The sequence below is a fragment of the Candidatus Wallbacteria bacterium genome (assembly GCA_028687545.1).
In the GTDB taxonomy this organism is placed as follows: domain Bacteria; phylum Muiribacteriota; class JAQTZZ01; order JAQTZZ01; family JAQTZZ01; genus JAQTZZ01.
The window spans coordinates 51,511-69,146 of record JAQTZZ010000013.1; the positions used below are offsets into that span (position 1 = coordinate 51,511).

Genomic DNA, 17,636 nt, shown 5'->3' on the forward strand with positions numbered 1-17,636 from the left:
ATCAATTTTACCGGTTAGTCATGTTTTGTCAAGAAGATCGCAATTAACAATAGGGTTTATTTCCCGTTGAATTTTCTGAGCCATTCTCCGGCCAGTTTGTGGGCTTCAGAGATCTGTTCCCTTTTCATCAATGAAGTGAGGACTTCCCGGTTGGCGATTGCGGATTTTTTCAGGTCGTCGCTTCCAGCGACCAGCGAGAGTTCGAACCACATATAGGCCTGGACCAGGTCCTTCTGAACCCCCTGACCGTTCTGATAGAGGCAGCCCAGGTTGAACTGTGCCTTGGAATAACCAAGATCTGCCGCCTTGCGATACCAGCCGGATGCCTCGAACAGATCCTGCTTTACGCCCTGCCCGGTTTCATACATCAGGCCCAGATTCAGCTGAGCTCCCGGGTCGCCCTGCAAAGCTGCCTTGCGGTACCAGGCTGCTGCTGTGGCGAAATCCTGCTTGACTCCCAGCCCATTGTCGTACAGCAGGGCCAGGCTGTATTGCGCATCCGAAAGGCCGAGTTCAGCGGCCTGCTGATATTGCTTCGCAGCCTCGGCATAGTTTTGTGGAACGCCGGTTCCTTCCTGATAGAGGCAGCCAAGAGAATACAGTGCGTCCGGAAATTTTTTTTCTGCTGCCAGGCGGAACCAGAGCGCGGCAGTTTCGCATTCCCTGGTAACTCCCAGACCCTGCAGATACATGTATCCGATGCTGAACATGGCTTCAGGCAGACCCTGGTCGGCAGAGAGCAGATAGAATTTGAGAGCCTGGGTATGGTTTCCTGCATGGAAGGCATCCAGGCCCTGCTTGAGCCAGACTTCAGCCGAGGTATCAGCTCTGCATTCCAGAGCCAGGCAGAGCAGGAGCAGCAGCATGATTCTGGGCACTGTGCCTCCTTGGAGGATTTTCAATCCTATGATAACATATTCCAGGGTGATAAATGAAAATCCATCTCCGCCGTGCCAGAGGCTTGTCACGCATCTATCTGAAAGTGATGAAGTTCAGAGCGCTGGCCTGGCCTCCTGACACTGTCTATTTTGTCGGTGACCGGCCTGACAAAAGGCTTTTAGGCCACGAATGTGTTCATTTTCGCCAATACAGGCGGGAGGGTCTGATCCGCTACTTTTTCCGCTGGTGGTGGCAATATTTCAGAGTAAGCTACGAAAAAATCGACTATGAGCTCGAAGCTCGTGCCGCAGAAATCAAGATGGACTTTCAGAGGAAAGAAACATGAGAAAATCAGGGATTCCCTTATTTATTTTTTTACTGATGACTTCGCTGCCGCTTTATGCCAGATCTCACAACAGTAGCGGAACCGAAGAGATCGAGGGGTTTCTCTGCAATGTCTCAACAACCCAGTTTGTCCGTGACGATCAGGAGAAGAACGATTATTCGGTTTTTTTCCACGATCTGTATTCTCCAGTAGGATTTCCCGGAACCGCGGAAGCAATGGCTGGAATGTTTTCAGGAATTGTGGCAAAGCTCAAACAAGTTGAGTATGAACAGAACCAAGACAATTATGCCGCAGCTTCAAATCTTCTGGAAGATGAGATCCGCTCAGCGCAGGGAGTGTTAAGGGAGATCCTGATCCTTGATCTTCTCGACAACTGCATCTGTTCAGCCATGAAATACCAGGGTTTCACCCTGAGCAGGGAGGTTTTTTCAAGCTTCAGGGCTGAAATCAGCTTGAAAAAGTCGCGCTCCAGATACCTGGAATTATGCTATAAACAGCTGGACTGCATGATTTACTATTACCCTGATTATCAGGATTCAGGGGATTGCGCAGATCAGATGGCTGTGACTGAGGCTGCCAGGCTGATCAGGGATTCCGGATTCGACGATGCAGTCCGGTTAATAGACACACATAAACTGCTGAATGATTCAGGAGAAGTGTTGGACTGGCTGCAGACAATGCGTTGTTATGCTGCATTCCTCTCCGGGAAATCAAGAAGTAAAGAGTTGCTGTCGGATGTTCAGCGGACTGGCATGGCTGCGCTGGACAACTTGTTCGATTTTCTGGACAAGAAGTCGGAACTTTCTCAGGAAATCGGATCTCTTTGCGAAAGGCTGAAATCAAGTCCTAAGTCAGAGGAGTCATATGCCAAAAGCGATCTGGCCGGGAAGCTGATTTCCTGGACTCTTAAAAATTGCAGGTTTAAGCTGACATTGGAACTTGTCATTTTTTCCCAGGATGCAAGAACGCTTTTTGTGGTCAATTCTACCGTTTTATTTTTGGTGATCACGATTCCCTTCATTGTGTTCGGCCTATGGAAGAAAAGGTCATCCAGATGTTTTCCGGACGATGACATGCTGGAGCGGCACCTGAATTTTGGAAGCCGGGTCAGATTTGTGCTCTGCGTGCCAATGATCGCTTTCTTTCTTTCATGGCTGCTCGAACAGATAGAGGGATATCTGATCAGCCTGGTGTGGGGTTCAGAGCTGCTGGACAGATTTACAGCTGAAGCTCTGGATGCTCCGTCGCTGTTCGACAGGTTTGATGTAATGGTAATAGCTGCTCCATGCGTGGAAACTCTCATTCTGATGGGCATGCTCTGGTGGTTCGGAATGCTGGCGTCCACCAGGAAGCAGCAGCTGATCAGTTCCGGAATCTTCTGGGGTCTCCTGCATGCCCCCAATACCCTGCTCGCTCTGATCCCGGTCGGGATCGGATTCATCATTGATTCGTTCACTTACCAGAAATGGCGCAGGGAAGGGCGTTTCATGGGTTTCCTGATGGCTTTCCTGATCCACGCAGGACACAACTTCATCTGCTATCTGATTATCTTCATGTCTAAAATCGGTCCTGCTGTGCCCTGATCTTTTGTCACTTTCTGATCAGGCTGACCCTGCCGCTGATCCTGTATCCTGTTTCTCCGTGTGATCTTCTCAACAGCCCGTCCACATTCACGAAATAGGATCCAGGTTTGGCAGGGATGATCCTGAGCGCAGTAGTTCGGAATATTTTCACTCCCAGTTTTTCCTGCTGTTCGTTCAGCGTTCCTTTCCAGGAGTGGATCAATTGTTCCAGGGTTTTCAAAAACCCAAGGTCACTGGCCACTACTGCCAGAAAATCCCCGCTCGCCAGTGGGATACCTTTGGCGACCGGCAGATGTTCGCCCAGATCCCCGTTCATGATCAGGATGAAGCTCAGGTTTTCGAATTCAGTCTCCAGATCATCAGCTATGACTTTGAATTCAGTTGTTTTCCCGAAGAGTTTCTGAAAATAATGTTTTAGGATCGCTAAAAACACGCCTACTATGAACGGACCCCTGTCTCCCAGAAGATAACCCAGGAATCCCTTGTAGTATTTAATAAATCTGTTTTCAGTGAAAAAAGGCACATCACCGAAGATTCCCACTCCCCCGAAACCGATGAAATGATATTTTCTGCGCCAGCCGGAGCTGTCTTCAGTCTTCACTTCCAGCACGTCGCTCTCCATGATGCGGTCTTTCGAGAAACCATCGCAGATGATCGCAACTGCCGGTTCCAGTTCGTCCGGGATCTGCAGGGCTTTACCGATCAGGTCGGCAGACCCTTTCCGAAGAAAGGCCAGCCTGAGTCCGCTTTTTAAGCCAACAGAGCAGCAGGCTTCCAGGATGCTGTTGAAGGTACCGGCACCTCCGGCTGAGACTATCTTCAGGCAACCTGATTTCAGCACTTCCCGGGCTTTTTTTCTGGCGGCCTGATGCGTATCCACGATCTGCACGGAAGTATGCGGGCTGTGTTTGCAGAATTCCTCTTCCAGATGGTCCAGTTTTTTCCAGTCTTTGACAGATCCTGAGATTGAAGTTGCGATCACGCTGATTTCCGGGATTTGTTTCTGGGACATGATGATCTCCTTGGTTTTTTCCAGTACTTCAGCCTGGGTCAGACTGTCAGTGCAGATCGGAAAGACCCGCACTCCGAATTTATCTTCGAGGATCCTGAGCGTAAATTCATATGCTTCCTGAAGTGTTCTGAGAAATTCCCGCTGTTCGTGGGACTGGGTTTTCCCGCCTCTCTGCTCGATCCTTTCTAGAGCTGTCTCTGGAGCAACCTTTAAAAAAATGACATTACCTGGGATCTGAAGTGAGGTTCGGAAAATCCAGCCGGCCCACACGATTTCAGGGATACTGCTTAAATAGCGCAGGCCATTACTCAGGTCGAGCTTTTTTCCGCCTGAAAGATAGGTGATGCATCTTTCATATTCCGCTTCATTGAATGCCTCAGGCCTGTAATGTCTGCCCCAGCCCATGATGTTGATCAGAGGAGCGCCGTCGGTGATGATCAGGTCAGGCGAGAATCCATTCACAATTTCATTCTGGATTCTGCTCCTGCATAACAGCTCTGTCAATTTTCCGATCTCATACAGGTATTCATTCCGGCTGAACTTGATCAGGCTGCCGATCAGATAACCGACCCTCAGCCTGTTAAGTCCTTCGGGTTCAGTCAGCCTGCCGTTGAAGCCCGAGATGACTGCCTTTTCCCCGATACCTGCGAGAGAGAATTTTCCAGCCAGGGCTGTCAGAATTCCATGATAGCAGGAACTTTTCCCGCTGCCGTCGATTCCCACTACTGCGAAGTGCCTATCAGTTCTCATGTTTATCCACCAGACTGACCACCGCATCCCGGATCTGCCTTGAAATCAGCCTGTATTTTTCGTAGTCAGTCCCGCATCCGGACATGTCCATCCGGCCGGCCTGAATCTGCGGGCCGATCAGGATCCCTACCTTAGCGGGTTTCGGAATCATTGCACCTTTGGGAAGGGATTTATCAGCTCCATAGATATACACCGGAACTACCGGTATTTTCAACCGGAGAGCCAGGGCACCAATCCCGGGCTTGAATTCCGTCAGACTGCCGTCCCTGGTCCTGGTGCCTTCCGGGAAAAGGATCACTGATTTTCCGAGCAGGATCAGCTCCTCGCAGATCCTGAGCCCTCTGACGAAATCACCAAGCCTGTCGAAAGGGAAGGTATTGAAAAAAAACCTGACTGCACTTCCCTTGATTTTTTTAGAGAAAAAATAATCCCTCGCTGCCGGCGCGAGTATATCCCTGACCCTGTTGAAAGGCAGGGCCGTCAGTATGAGGGGGAAATCCAGCAGGCTGGCATGATTAGCTGCCACGATGAAGGATCCTTTTTCAGGTATGTTTTCGAGTCCTTCGACCCTGCAGTCTAGAAAAGTCTTGAAGATTGATCTGAACAGCAGGTATGACATCTGATGAAAGACGGAAAATTTAGCGTTCGTTTCCATTATTTTCCGGGCTTCATCCCTGAAATCATCGTCGTTTTCCCGTTCAAGCGGACCACTTATCGCAAATCTGCAGAGTTCCTCCATGGTATTAATCTCAAACGCTGAACTCTCTGGAATCGAAATGCCTTTTTCTCTCTGCAGTGCTGAGAACACTTCGATTTTCATCAGCGAATCGATCCCCAGATCCGCGTATAGATTTGACTGCATGGAAATCTCTATGCCGGATCCTGAGATCCTGGCCACTATTTCCCTTAAATCATCGGTGAATTCATTGCCTGTAGGAATGTTTTTCCCGTTTTCCTGGGAAGGAATTTCGGTTTTCGCATTCTTCACGAGATCGTTCACCAGAGCCCGTTTGATTTTTCTGGAAGCTGTCTTCGGAAGTTCCTGATCCCAGATTTCAAAGCTGGAAATCCGCTTGTAATCAGCGAGGTTGCGGCTCAGCCTGTTTATCTCTGCCGCAATGGTCTTCCTGACCAGGTTTTTACTTCGGTCCGCAGGCTCAAATCTATCCAAGTCCGGAAAAATCACGGCATGGACTTTTTCGCTCCCTTTGCGGGAACCCTCCGCGGCTTTTCCCAGTACGCAGATTTCTCTGATAAACTCGCTTCTGCCGATCACCTCTTCCACCTCTTCCGGATAAACCTTTTTCCCTGCTCCAAGCACGATCAGGTTCTTTTTCCTGCCTGACAGGAAAAGATATCCATGATCGAGATAACCCAGGTCTCCGGTGTGAAACCAGCCGTCCCTGATCACAGAAGAGGTGAGGTCCGGTTTTCCGCTGTAGCCTGACATCAGATTCGGTCCGCGGACCAGCAGTTCTCCTGTGCGGGGATCGCTCGCGTTGCTTCTCTCGATTTTCACTTCCACACCAGGCAGGGGCTTTCCGACAGATCCCAGCCGGTTGTCTCTAAAGGTGTTGACTGATACCACAGGTGAGGTCTCGGTCAGACCGTACCCTTGAAAAACGTTGAAGCCCATAGCTCTCAAGTCTGATTCCAGGCTGATGTCCAGGGGCGCTCCTCCGCAATAGAAACATCTGAGGCGGCCTCCGAATTTCCGGTGAATGGTGCGGAACAGAAATCTGCCTGGATTGATTCCGAGTCTGTTTAAACAAAGAGAAAATTTCAGCATCAGGTCAAAGGCTTTGCGGACAGGGTCCGGCATTTCCCTGATCTGGCGCAGGATACCGTTGTGGATCATCTTCAAAATCAGGGGCACACAGACGATCATGGTGGCCTGCTGCTGATTCAGCAGAGCGGTGATGGAGGGTGCGCTGAGGCTTTCGCAATAGGTGATACCCGCTCCCCCATAGAGAGGGCCGATCAGGCCTGCGACCAGTTCGAACATGTGGTTGAGGGGCAGGATGGAGATGAAATGATCATCCGGGCTGATCTCAAGTACAGAGTTCAAGGCACGGGTTTCGAAGAGGAGATTGCCATAGGTCAGTTCCACTCCCTTGGCTACGCCCATAGTGCCCGAAGTGTAGACGATCAGGGCAGTGGCGTCGGGATCAGCATGCGGAGCGCAGCCGTCTTCTGAGCTGGAGCTTTGGAAATCTGCGATCTGAATCAAATTTTCGTCGGTCCGGTCCAGACAGATAACCTGTTCCAGTAATGGAAGCGCCTGCCTGTGATTAGAAATGCCCAGAAAGGGTGCGGAGACGAAAATGCACCTGCACTTCGAATCATTGAGGATGAAGATGATTTCCGGCCAGCTCAGTCTGCTGTCGATCGGAACTACGATCCCGGACATGGAGACGATTCCGAAGAAAGCTGCTGCCCATTCCGGTCTGTTTTCCGAGAGGATGGCGATCCTGTCCCTGTCTCCCAGTCCATGCCGGCACAGGATTCCGGCAATGGCAGCAGCCATGTTCCTGAGCCCGGTAAAGGAAATTTCCCTGTCTTTGAGCCTGAGCGCAGTCCTGTCACCGAATCGGCTTACTGCTTCGTGGAAAATCTCAAGAATCGAATTTCTCATTGATGTATAATAACATAAACACTCATTTGTCACCGACGGGATCGATCAGGTAAAATGATTGTAAATATTAAATAATGTGATTCAGGGGAGGATGGAACGGGGAACTCAAGGATGCTGAATGTTTTGATTTTCTGGTTCTGGCTGTGCTGCCTGAATTGCCAGGCAGCAACCAGGATTCTAGTGCTGGGAGATTTGCAGATTCAGGGGACTGTTCCCCTGGAATTGAACCGTGAAACAGCGGTGACCGACTGGAAAGGGCAGAAACTGGCCTCTGAAGAATTCGGTAAATCGCTCAAAACATTGATCACAGCTTCCATGCCGGACATGATTTTGCAGACCGGGGATTTCGTGGAATTCAATGAATCTTTGAAAATCGCCTGCACCGGCGAAGCCGGGACGCTGGAGATCATTCCTTATCCTGTGCAGGAGTGGAGAGATACACTGCAGTTTTTCCCGGGAGGGACAGACATATACACTACTCCAGGCAATCATGACACTCTGAAGGAAACACTGTTCAAAGCGCACTATACTGATCCGGGAAAATCTAAATTCGTGGTGGATGGGCTTAACCGACCGCCGTCTTATCTCAGTTTTGAAGAGCGGAAAGATCTGCAGGAGCTGAGATTTCCCAATCTTAAAGGCAAGCTGCGGCTGGTCCTGTCTCCATCCAGCTACCTGGCCTATTTTTCTGAGTTTAATCTGTTGTCGCTGGATGGAGATGAGATCCAGAAGAGTAACTCTGTATTGGAATTTTTTGCCTCGCAGATGCCGGCAGGCGATCAGAAACCTCTGATCATACTCTGCCATTATCCGATCTATCCCGGCAGGAAGAAAAACAATGCCGTCTCAGGCAAGATAGCACAGGCTCTGCTGCCGTTTCTGAATACTCACAACTGTGTTCTGTATTTAAGCGGGCATGAACATTATTATCTGCGCTATGCCGACGAATCGCTGCGCAACATGTACACTGAGATTGATGCACCGACCGCCAAATTCGTGACAGTGGGTAATTTCTGCTGCAAAGAACCTGACAGATACGACTTCAATCCAAAATTCGGTAATAAAAAAGACTATTATCTTTACGAAGGTCCAAATTATGCGGAGATCAACATCGACGAGGAAAAGCTTGAATTCAAAGCCTATGGAAAATACACGGCAGGCTGGGAGAAAATCGACAGTTTCACGCTTGTTTTCAAAAGCGAAGCTGCTCAGAGTGCCGAGACCGAGGAAGTGAAGAAGAACGAGGAAACAAGCCCGGAATAATCCCGGGCTTTGTCAAGCGCTCTTCAGATTACTGCTGGGGCTTGTTTTCAGGTTCCGGCGTCACGGTACTTGCATCCTCCGAATCCCGGCGGCGGATCGGCCGGTAGATCGTAGTCACTACGAAAAGCAGGTACAGGCCTACCCCGATGCCGCTGATGAAACCCAGTGCCACGAACATGATGCGCACAATCACAGGGTCGATTTCGAAGTATTCACCGAGCCCTCCGCAGACTCCGCTGATGACCCGGTCCTCGCGCGAACGGTAATAACGTTTTGCAGCCATGTTGCCTCCTTTAGCTGGTTTCTAATTACAGTTTAGCTCAAATCCTGGATCTGCGGAATATTTACCTTGCAACAATCCGCAACAATCGGATAGATCAGAAACCGCGGGAATAGAGGGTGAAATCAAGAACTGCCTGACTGTAAATTAATTTATCTTCTTATCTTTACAATGGTTGCATCTGGTGATTTCTTTTCTGGAACGGTCATTAGTTTTGGAACAAACGGTATCAATCCGCATGTCGATTAATGATCGAACATTAATGGCATAAATGCATCTTTTGCCCATGGTCTCTCCTTTCTCCCCCAATTAGAGATTCTCCCGACCATGGCTTCACTGCATATCGCTATTGTACCCATGTTATGTTCAATGTCAACAGTATTGCGGACAAAGTCACAATACGCACTTCACCATCTCCCAGGCATTCGGAATTTACCGCATTGAAAAGTCCAGGTCATGGCTGGAACCGTTCAGCTTAATATTCCCCCGGCCGCCTCATTCTTGTGTTGCTTTTAGACTGCACTGCCAGGTTGTGGCGGGAGTCGGAATAGCTGCAGCAGGTCCAGGGCGGGTTGATCGAGGCATCGTTCATCCGGACATAAATATCGGCTTCAAATGATCTGCAGCCTGCGCCGTTGTTCCTGCCCACCAGCAGGCTGACGAAGTTGTAGTGGCCGTCCAGAGTGCCGGCATCAATGCCGGTTGCCGGTTCCTGCAGCGTCAGCGATCCGATGCATCCTGCCATCGGCTGCCCGGTCGGATCCTTGCCAGTATCATTTGTCGAACTGTCGCCTGTCGTAAAAGTGACTGTCGCTGCACTTGTATTATCATAGGAACCTTTGAACTGGAAATCAGCTCCATTTACAGCGGCTTTCATCGGATATTTCGGAGTTTTGCTGAAATAGATGGTGATCACGTCCCCGTTGTCGAGCTGGCCGTTGCCGTTCACATCACCGCTCTGGGCAGCATCGTATATAGCCAGGGGCGGCAGGTAGGAAACGATCAGATTGTCTCTGTTGGCAGGATCCATGATGTCCATGGACACCTTGCCGTCAGGTCCGTTGGACATGATGATTCCGTCGGTGGGTAAGATGGAATACTGGTTGCCCCATGGGTCTCTTTTGTTTTCCGTCAGATATCTTGGCACCAGCCAGTCCAGGGTCTCGCATTTCCTGGATTCCTGGGCCTGGAAGCGGACGATAGCGTCGCGGACCCCGTTCATGGAGCTCTGGGCTGTGGAGATTCTGGCCCTTGTGGCCATGTCCCCCAGTTCAGGGAGCAGCACAGCGATCAAGATTCCGATGATCGCAACGACGATCATCAGCTCGACCAGTGAGAAGCCTCTAATTTTGTGAGACATGATTCTACCCCCTGATAAACTTAGTATTTGTAAACTGATCAAGCAGATTGAATGCCATTTTAAGGCTGGTTAACAACCAAACACTGTGCAGACGAAGATGAGGTGGAATCATTGCAGGACAGGCATTTAAAGCCGGCGGTTCATGAATTCAGGACTGGTCCCTGCTGGAACAGGCATTGAGTTCAGGGTTATTTTAGCGGTTTTTGTTCAGAAAAGTGTAAACTTTACCCAAGTCTGGCACACTATCAAGAATCATCTCCTGCTGACTTTTGATAGGCAAGAGCTGATTTTATGATCTGAGTTACTTCCCAAATACTTTTACCGGCTGTAAATATTTGATACAATAGGGGAAGGCAATTAGAGAGATGGTGCCGAAGGAGGGACTTGAACCCTCATGGGCCTAAGCCCACCGGATTTTGAGTCCGGCGCGTATGCCAATTCCACCACTTCGGCACTGCTTAAATACTATGGAAATTAGTGGAACATGTCAATACCGGGAATGAGGTAGGAATGTCGGAAGTTCTGTCTGTCAGCGGAAAAAAAATATTGATGCTGTTGCCTTTTCTGGCAGGCCTTTTACTGACAGGCTGCGGGAAGCAGAAAGTCAGAGCAGTCTATCCGGATTTTTATCCTGATCCGCTTGCCATGTTCGAGGAAGTCTGGAAGCAGAACGGCAAACCGGATACAGCAGTGACCAAAGGGAGCGGTGAAGTGTCAGGAAAGACTCTCCCGATGTTTTCAGCGGATAAGGAAAAAATCCGTAAAATGGTTAATCAGGGGGATTTCAGCGAAATCAACAACCTGGTCGGAAGCGGTAACATGGACCAGGCTATCAGCAAATTGAAAGCAATGAAATCCGCCTACAGGGACGATCCTGAGAAGTACAACCCTTTCCTGGTCATGCACTGCTCCTTCTATCTGTCGGATCTCTATCACAAGAAGAACAGCCCGGAATGGAAGAGCGAAATGGACGACGTGATGAAATACTACACTAATATCAGCGAAAACCCGGATGTGAAGAAAGTGGTGCAGGACATGCAGGATGTGGACAAATTCATGCAGCAGTTCCACCCGGTCAACACCACAGAGGTCGAAAACAACCAATAATGTTCATCAATGATTCGATCCATGGCCTGATGAAGCTCTCGGAGCTTCAGAAGGACCTTCTGGTGCTGCCTGAAGTGCAGCGGCTGCAATGGATCAGGCAGCTGGGGCTCTCCTTCCTCTGCTACCCTGGAGCCGTGCATACCAGGATCTCCCATTCGCTCGGGGTTTCCTATCTCGCCGGCAGGATCGCCCGTCACCTGGACCTGCCGCAGAAAGACATTGAACTGGTTGAAGCAGCAGGGCTTCTGCACGATATTGGACACACCCCGTTTTCCCACACCCTTGAATCGATGCTGGAAAAAGGGCATATGGAAATTTCCAGGGAAATGGTGACAGGAGCCAGGGTCATACCTATGGAAGGGGCGGGGAAAATCCCGGAAATACTGGAAAAGCATCAACTGGACCCGGTCAGGATTGGGGAACTGATTACCAACCGCTATCGCGGAAGCGAACCGCTGCAGCAGATCATTTTCGGTGATTTTGATGCAGACCAGCTGGACTACCTGGTGCGCGACTCTTATTTCTGCGGGATCGCCCACGGCAGGATCGACATTTACCGGATCATTTATACCATGGCATTATCTGATGACGGCTCCAGGCTCTTTCTCAGGGAAAAGGGGATCGAAGCGATCGAAGAGATGCTGGTAGCCAGAGAGCATATGTATTCGAGCGTCTATACCCACAAGACATCCCGCAGCGCCGAGCTGATGCTGCTTAGTGCAGTCCGGAAAGCCGGCGCCAGGCTCGGTGCTTTCGATTCCATGGTGGATGCGCAGCTTTTCTCAGCGCTGGAAAATGCGACCCCTCTGGGTCGGGATACAGTCTCCAGGCTTTTAACCAGAAGACTTTTCAAAATGGCGTACGCCCTTTACAATCAACCTGATCTGCGCAGCCGGCTGCAGGCTGTTTCGCAGAAATACAGCGAGAGCGATCTGGAAAAGATCATCGCAGAGCGTGCCGGAATTTCTGCGGACCAGGTGATTGTGGACATGCCTGTGGAAGCGCTCAAGCTTGGGGAACCCCGCCTGAAAAAGATCAACATCACTGTTCTGACCAAGGAAATGCAGGAAAAGCCGCTCCAGGAAGTCTCTACTCTGATCCGCTCTCTGCTCGAAAAGGAGGGCACCAATGTCATACTCGGAGTTTACTGCGTTCCGGAAAAACGCAAAGAGGTCAGAGAGGCGGCTCTGGAAGTTTTAAAGAGTGATTCAGTTTAATCGCTGGTTCTATGCTTGAAGTTGGTATGTTAGTAGGTTGGTATGTTAGTAAGTTGGTATGTTAGTAGGTTGGTATGTTGGGAAGATGGGATGTTTTACGGGACTATTACAGGGGGAAAATGGAACAACTGAAATACATGGTCAAACTGCCTCTTGGGAAAGACCTGGCAGGCCGGATACTGGCAAAGCCGGTGATCGGGCATGATCAGGTGCTGCTCGAAGAAGGCACCAGGCTTGAGCCAGCTCAGCTTGAATCTCTGGAAAAAACCGGGATCAGGGAACTCTTTCTGGAATCTGATTCAGGCATGGAAGTTGTTCTGGAAGGCCATCCCGGTCCGCTGGAAGCAGAGGCTCTGGAATTAGTCAGCAGCTATCAGGAAACGCTGGATCTGGTGCTGGCAATCCAGGACTCTGTGAAAAATGACGACAAGATCGAAATCGGATCCTGCCAGCGGCTGGTGGAATATTTCAGCCGCAAGCTGGGCTCAAAGCGGAGCCATCTGCTGGAACTTCTGTCACGTAAGACACCTTATAATTATCTGCTGTCTCACTCGCTCAACGTCAGCATCCTGGCCATGCTCCTGGGCAGGCGGCAGGGAGTGGCGGATCTGGAGGTCACCTCCCTCGGCCTGGCCGGCATACTGCACGACCTGGGCATGGTCAAAGTCAAACAAGTCTGGGATAAGGAAGAGAAAATCACACAGGCGGAATTTTTCCAGGTGATGAGACATCCCATTTACAGCGCTGACATTATCGGGAGACTTCATGGAGTGCCGGGACAGGTCGGAGTCATCAGTTATCAGCATCACGAGCGGCTGGACGGCAGCGGTTATCCGCGGGGTCTCGGCAGAGCCAGGATTCACAAGCTCTCCAGGATTTTCATGGTTGCGGATGCTTATGAAGCCAGTTCCTCAGAGCGCCGCCATAAAGACACCAGACACAAGTTTTACAGCATCAGTGAACTGATCAATCTGGCAGGCACACAGTTCGACCGTGAGGCAGTACGCGCACTGGTGACTGAACTTTCGCTCTTCCCCCCAGGCAGTTATATCCGCCTCTCAAATGGCAGGGTAGCGAGAGTGATCGACACGAATCCGGAGCGGGCCGACAGGCCGATGGTGGAAATACTTCCTGATACTGACGGACACAGGAAACGGGAATGGGTGGATCTGTCCGATGCCAAGGAGTTGAAAATTGTCGAAGTCCTCCAATGTAATGTCTGAAATCGGAATCGATTACCTCCAGGTGGAATCACTTGATTCCTCCCTTTTCGGTAATCAGAATCCGTTCTGCCTGGAGATCGGATGTGGACAGGATCCCTTTCTGCTCAAAATGGCAGTCAGGCATCCGGAGTGGAACTTCATCGGGATCGAACTGGAGAACTGGGTGCTCGGCAAGCTGCTCAAAAAGGCCCGCAAAGTGGCCCTGCCCAATCTGAAGCTTCTCCGTTCGGATGCCAGGACCGCAATCTTTGAAAAAGTAGCTTATGAATCAGTGCACGAATTTTACATCAATCATCCTGACCCCTGGCCTAAGACGCGGCATCGCAGGCGCAGGCTGGTCAAGGACGAGTTTCTTGAGATGCTGATCAGCAAGCTTGTCCCTGGAGGGAAACTGTTTTATTCTTCGGATTTCGAGGATTATGCCTTGCAGGTTGCAGGGAAGCTCCACAGCACAGGTTTAACGACCTCGCTGTTTCCAGGCAGGCTTTATTCCACTGATTTCCCGGATTATCCCAGAACCCGCTTCATGAGGCGGTTTCTTAATCTCGGTCAGCCGATTTATTTTGTGGCTGTGGAGAAGAATTATCAGAAGTGAGTTCATATCATGCACATCCTGACTGTCGACCTTGAAGACTACTATCATCCCAATTTGATGGGAGATAAGGGGACGCCATCACTTAATTCTACCGAATTAAGTGTGGCGTCCCCTTATCTCCCTAGGATTGTGCAGTCCACAGAAACTGTGTTAGCTATTCTGGATCAGTATAAAGCCAGAGCCACTTTTTTCGTGCTTGGAGAAATCGCGGAACTGGAGCCAGGGTTGATCAGGAGGATTTCAGCGGAAGGTCACGAGATTGCCAGTCACGGCTATCAGCATGAGCTTTTGTATCAGCTGCCGCTCCCGGAAGCCGTTTCCCAGATCGAACGCTCAAAAAAAATGCTGGAAGACCTTACAGGCAAACCAGTGCATGGATTCCGCGCGCCAAGCTGGTCGATCCTGCCTGGAAACATCCGGCTGCTGGATGAACTTAAAACAATGGGATTTACCTATGATTCAAGCCTTTTTCCGGCCAGGACCTGGCTTTACGGAGATTTCAGCTTTTCCAGGGAGATCAGGCAGCTTGAAAACGGGCTCCTGGAATTCCCGCCCTCCTGCCTGAACCTTATATTCAAAAGGATTCCATTCAGCGGAGGTATTTATTTCCGCACTTTGCCGTTTTCTCTGATCAAAATGGGCTTCAGGCAGGCTGAGAAAGACGGCAAAAGAGTGGTCACTTATTTTCATCCCTGGGAATTCGACCAAGATCAGCCCCGCTTGAATCTGAACATCATGGATTCATTCATCCATTACCACAATCTCGCCAAAACCGGAGTCAGACTGAAAAAACTGCTGAGTATGTATCAGTTCGTGCAGATTCACTCAGTAATTCCAGTTGATCATAGTTTTACGGTCTAAGGCTCTTTGAAAGAAATCCTGGGTATTGAAGATGAATAAAGTTGCATGATTCAAGAAATTTGATGATAATTTTTGCATGGAAGATGCAATGAATGTCAAAAACTTTCCTGATAAAAATTCAATTCCGCACGCTGACAGACCTCTGATCAGGATTTTTCTCGTAGAAGATCATAAGTTGGTGCTGAAAAGCATGAAAATGCTGATCGATCAAATGGAAGGAATAAAGGTTTGTATGGAAGCAGAAACCGGACAGGACTTCCTGCAACTGGCTCAATGCTCTGACTATGACCTGGTCTTGCTTGATTATGGCTTACCGGATGGAAATGCCGACTTGCATCTCATGGAGTTCCGCAAAACAAACAGCACCCCAGTATTAGTGATGAGCGGATACAATCTTGGAGACGAAGCCATAAACTCTTTGAGGGACCTGACCAATGGATTCATTTCCAAGGGTAAAGAACCATTTGAACTGGAAGCAGCAATCAGGACAGTGGTCGGGCATAGTAACTGTCAGCAGATTGTCGAGTCAAATAAAGTGTCTACCGATGAATCAGGTGCAGTAGTTACTGATGCTCTTTCCCCGCAGGAGCGTAAGGTTCTTGATCTGTATATCCAGGGAAAAGGGACAAGAGAAATAGCAGACTCTTTGTGCATCAGAGAAAAGACAGTATTGACATATAAATACAGGATGCTTTCAAAAACAAAATCCAAGAATTTAGCAGAATTGGTTAATAAAGTGATGATACTAAGCTTATTGGCCTGTTTTCAGACATTGTTAGTTACAAGCTTAATTCACATATAATATCGTGTACGAGAATTGCCATATTGACAAGGCATCTAGTCCGGGTACCATTAGATAAATACACTAGAAAATTCGCTTGGTTTTTAACTAAATATTCGCATAAAAACTAAAAGAGGTTGATCAATTCAGCCCGTATGTATGCAGAAATGCCAGTAATAACGGCATAGGTTTATTGAGGAGGGCGTTGTGACTGTTGGTCACAGAAAACCATATGATTTTCTGAATTACAATCAAATATCAACTTGTTATATTATTACTGATCAGGCACAAATCACCTGTACTATCGATTCCAAATAGACTGTTTCACTGAAAACAAATCCCTGGAGGATAAATGAAAAATCGCCTGAAAATCATCGTAATGGCAATTCTTGTGTCTCTTGGCCTGTATTTTCTGATCAGGCACACATTGACGTATAAAACGGGAGGTCGGGACGACCTCACCCAAAAGGTCGCACAAGTCCCGGTGCAGACTGGTAATCAGCCTCCGATTCTGCCGAAATCTTCCGGGCAGACACAGGGGTCCCCTACAGCAACTCCTGCTGCCATTTCACCGACTGCTGATGTCGCTTCCACCGAAGAGGTTGATATTGATAAGGTGGTCTGGGCGCGGGATTACTTGAAAAAATACATAGGGAAAGTACCAGACATTCTGCTTAATAAATTGAATGATCTGTTGAAAGCTGCTGACAGTAAAGACGGGAAAAGATTCCGCGAGCTTTTGGATGAACTGACTGTTAACTTCAGTTTACTGGCAGAGCCATTATCTGAGATTGCTAAAGACAACACTGCTGACGAATATTTACGTGGCGTGGCTATTGAATTGTTAGGTTTGAATGGTGAATCGAACAAGAACTCGGTTGATACGCTGATTTCAATGACTAAGAAATTGTTTCCTAAAAAGGTCAGATCTAATTCAGTGAAGATGCTGGGATTAGGGAATTATTACGATCAGAAAACAAAGGATACTATCTACGAGGTCGCAGCGGATAAAAATGATGAAACCCATACTCTAGCGCTTTCTTTTGCCTGGAAATGCAAAGATCAGAAAACCGAGAAAATGCTGCAGGAAGTATTGGAAAATCCGAATTCTTTGCAAGACGATAAAGCTATGGCTGCATATTCTCTGAGTGTATTTCCGCCTTCAAAAAGATCCACTGACGCTCTGAGCAATGTCATCAATGATGATAAAAATTCGGAAATGACCATAGGCTGCGCGATCAAGGCTATTGCTCGGATGGATTCAGATGCTGCCATGAGCATTGTGGAAAAAAGAATCGATGATCCAAGTAGTGTAATCAGCGGTAATGCATTTACAGCCATCTTGGTGATGAGAACAGTCAGCGACAGCCTGATCAACAGATTACTGGCAATCGTCCTTGACCCACATATATATAGAAGCATAAGGACAGATGCGTCAATTGCCTTGACAGTAGTAAATACCTCTGCTCCTTATGAATTAAGGTCAAATTTCGGAGAATATAAAATCAGAAGAGGAAAAGGCTCTGCTTTATTAAAGCATGAGAGGGTGGATGCGGTTTTAAGGGATAAGTTTTCATCATTGGATGATACTGGGGCAGACTGTGCTGCACGGGTATTTGCCGCATACAAGGACAAAGATGCCTGTGCTTTGATAAAAGAGCGAATTAACAGAAATGATAATGAAGATAAGGGTGATTTAAAAGAATTTTTAGAAGCCATTGAGGTGGGTGAATGAAAAAGGTTT

15 protein-coding genes and 1 tRNA gene are annotated in these 17,636 nt (G+C 48.7%); 10 read left to right on the plus strand and 6 right to left on the minus strand.

The annotated features are described in order from the left end of the window. Positions 1 to 56 precede the first annotated feature (56 nt). Positions 57 to 878 (minus strand): tetratricopeptide repeat protein, encoded by an 822-nt coding sequence (locus PHW04_07965; GenBank protein ID MDD2715811.1) that lies wholly within the window; start codon positions 876 to 878, stop codon positions 57 to 59. A 53-nt stretch (positions 879 to 931) separates the two neighbouring features. Between PHW04_07965 and PHW04_07970 the strand changes: the two genes are divergently transcribed. After that, positions 932 to 1,225 carry a hypothetical protein gene (locus PHW04_07970; GenBank protein MDD2715812.1) on the plus strand — a complete coding sequence of 98 codons (294 nt, stop codon included), beginning with the start codon at positions 932 to 934 and terminating at the stop codon, positions 1,223 to 1,225. Next, a complete protein-coding gene (locus PHW04_07975; protein MDD2715813.1) occupies positions 1,222 to 2,808 on the plus strand; it encodes a CPBP family intramembrane metalloprotease in 1,587 nt (528 codons plus the stop codon). Before PHW04_07970 ends, PHW04_07975 begins: the two co-directional genes overlap by 4 nt. Before the next feature lie 7 nt (positions 2,809 to 2,815). On the opposite strand, the gene PHW04_07980 is transcribed toward PHW04_07975, so the two are convergent. Together PHW04_07980 and PHW04_07985 are read right to left on the minus strand one after the other, a co-directional pair. Next, the gene (locus PHW04_07980; GenBank protein ID MDD2715814.1) at positions 2,816 to 4,570 is read right to left on the minus strand and encodes a diacylglycerol kinase family protein; all 1,755 of its coding nucleotides are present in this window, start codon (positions 4,568 to 4,570) and stop codon (positions 2,816 to 2,818) included. After that, positions 4,560 to 7,205 (minus strand): AMP-binding protein, encoded by a 2,646-nt coding sequence (locus tag PHW04_07985; GenBank protein MDD2715815.1) that lies wholly within the window; start codon positions 7,203 to 7,205, stop codon positions 4,560 to 4,562. Before PHW04_07985 ends, PHW04_07980 begins: the two co-directional genes overlap by 11 nt. Positions 7,206 to 7,316: 111 nt before the next feature. Between PHW04_07985 and PHW04_07990 the strand changes: the two genes are divergently transcribed. Then, a complete protein-coding gene (locus tag PHW04_07990) occupies positions 7,317 to 8,468 on the plus strand; it encodes a metallophosphoesterase family protein (protein ID MDD2715816.1) in 1,152 nt (383 codons plus the stop codon). A gap of 28 nt (positions 8,469 to 8,496) precedes the next feature. On the opposite strand, the gene PHW04_07995 is transcribed toward PHW04_07990, so the two are convergent. The 3 genes from PHW04_07995 to PHW04_08005 form a co-directional block, all read right to left on the minus strand. Next, a complete protein-coding gene (locus tag PHW04_07995) occupies positions 8,497 to 8,751 on the minus strand; it encodes a PspC domain-containing protein (protein MDD2715817.1) in 255 nt (84 codons plus the stop codon). Between the two features lie 472 nt (positions 8,752 to 9,223). Further along, the gene (locus PHW04_08000; GenBank protein ID MDD2715818.1) at positions 9,224 to 10,108 is read right to left on the minus strand and encodes a prepilin-type N-terminal cleavage/methylation domain-containing protein; all 885 of its coding nucleotides are present in this window, start codon (positions 10,106 to 10,108) and stop codon (positions 9,224 to 9,226) included. A gap of 366 nt (positions 10,109 to 10,474) precedes the next feature. Then, positions 10,475 to 10,561, minus strand: a tRNA-Leu gene (locus PHW04_08005). Positions 10,562 to 10,618: 57 nt separating this feature from the next. Between PHW04_08005 and PHW04_08010 the strand changes: the two genes are divergently transcribed. The 7 genes from PHW04_08010 to PHW04_08040 all read left to right on the plus strand — a co-directional run bounded on the left by PHW04_08010 (position 10,619) and on the right by PHW04_08040 (position 17,627). Further along, entirely contained in the window at positions 10,619 to 11,215 is a 597-nt protein-coding gene (locus tag PHW04_08010; GenBank protein ID MDD2715819.1) for a hypothetical protein, read from the plus strand. Next, positions 11,215 to 12,432 (plus strand): HD domain-containing protein, encoded by a 1,218-nt coding sequence (locus tag PHW04_08015; GenBank protein ID MDD2715820.1) that lies wholly within the window; start codon positions 11,215 to 11,217, stop codon positions 12,430 to 12,432. Before PHW04_08010 ends, PHW04_08015 begins: the two co-directional genes overlap by 1 nt. Before the next feature lie 119 nt (positions 12,433 to 12,551). After that, positions 12,552 to 13,655 (plus strand): HD domain-containing protein, encoded by a 1,104-nt coding sequence (locus PHW04_08020; GenBank protein ID MDD2715821.1) that lies wholly within the window; start codon positions 12,552 to 12,554, stop codon positions 13,653 to 13,655. Further along, the gene (gene trmB / locus PHW04_08025; protein ID MDD2715822.1) at positions 13,648 to 14,250 is read left to right on the plus strand and encodes a tRNA (guanosine(46)-N7)-methyltransferase TrmB; all 603 of its coding nucleotides are present in this window, start codon (positions 13,648 to 13,650) and stop codon (positions 14,248 to 14,250) included. The genes PHW04_08020 and trmB overlap by 8 nt, the downstream gene beginning before the upstream one ends. 9 nt (positions 14,251 to 14,259) lie before the next feature. Next, positions 14,260 to 15,111 (plus strand): polysaccharide deacetylase family protein, encoded by an 852-nt coding sequence (locus PHW04_08030; GenBank protein MDD2715823.1) that lies wholly within the window; start codon positions 14,260 to 14,262, stop codon positions 15,109 to 15,111. 88 nt (positions 15,112 to 15,199) lie between these two features. After that, a complete protein-coding gene (locus PHW04_08035) occupies positions 15,200 to 15,913 on the plus strand; it encodes a response regulator transcription factor (protein ID MDD2715824.1) in 714 nt (237 codons plus the stop codon). Positions 15,914 to 16,244: 331 nt separating this feature from the next. After that, complete coding sequence (locus PHW04_08040) at positions 16,245 to 17,627, plus strand: hypothetical protein (protein ID MDD2715825.1); 1,383 nt, start codon at positions 16,245 to 16,247, stop codon at positions 17,625 to 17,627. Positions 17,628 to 17,636 lie beyond the last annotated feature (9 nt).

Bases quoted from the DNA above. Each gene is read 5' to 3' on its own strand.
- trmB (MDD2715822.1), top strand. From the start codon at position 13,648: ATGTCTGAAATCGGAATCGATTACCTCCAGGTGGAATCACTTGATTCC.
- PHW04_07975 (MDD2715813.1), top strand. From the start codon at position 1,222: ATGAGAAAATCAGGGATTCCCTTATTTATTTTTTTACTGATGACTTCG.
- PHW04_07995 (MDD2715817.1), bottom strand. From the start codon at position 8,751: ATGGCTGCAAAACGTTATTACCGTTCGCGCGAGGACCGGGTCATCAGC.
- PHW04_08035 (MDD2715824.1), top strand. From the start codon at position 15,200: ATGAATGTCAAAAACTTTCCTGATAAAAATTCAATTCCGCACGCTGAC.
- PHW04_07985 (MDD2715815.1), bottom strand. From the start codon at position 7,205: ATGAGAAATTCGATTCTTGAGATTTTCCACGAAGCAGTAAGCCGATTC.
- PHW04_08000 (MDD2715818.1), bottom strand. From the start codon at position 10,108: ATGTCTCACAAAATTAGAGGCTTCTCACTGGTCGAGCTGATGATCGTC.
- PHW04_07970 (MDD2715812.1), top strand. From the start codon at position 932: ATGAAAATCCATCTCCGCCGTGCCAGAGGCTTGTCACGCATCTATCTG.
- PHW04_08020 (MDD2715821.1), top strand. From the start codon at position 12,552: ATGGAACAACTGAAATACATGGTCAAACTGCCTCTTGGGAAAGACCTG.
- PHW04_08040 (MDD2715825.1), top strand. From the start codon at position 16,245: ATGAAAAATCGCCTGAAAATCATCGTAATGGCAATTCTTGTGTCTCTT.
- PHW04_07980 (MDD2715814.1), bottom strand. From the start codon at position 4,570: ATGAGAACTGATAGGCACTTCGCAGTAGTGGGAATCGACGGCAGCGGG.
- PHW04_07990 (MDD2715816.1), top strand. From the start codon at position 7,317: ATGCTGAATGTTTTGATTTTCTGGTTCTGGCTGTGCTGCCTGAATTGC.
- PHW04_08030 (MDD2715823.1), top strand. From the start codon at position 14,260: ATGCACATCCTGACTGTCGACCTTGAAGACTACTATCATCCCAATTTG.
- PHW04_08010 (MDD2715819.1), top strand. From the start codon at position 10,619: ATGTCGGAAGTTCTGTCTGTCAGCGGAAAAAAAATATTGATGCTGTTG.
- PHW04_08015 (MDD2715820.1), top strand. From the start codon at position 11,215: ATGTTCATCAATGATTCGATCCATGGCCTGATGAAGCTCTCGGAGCTT.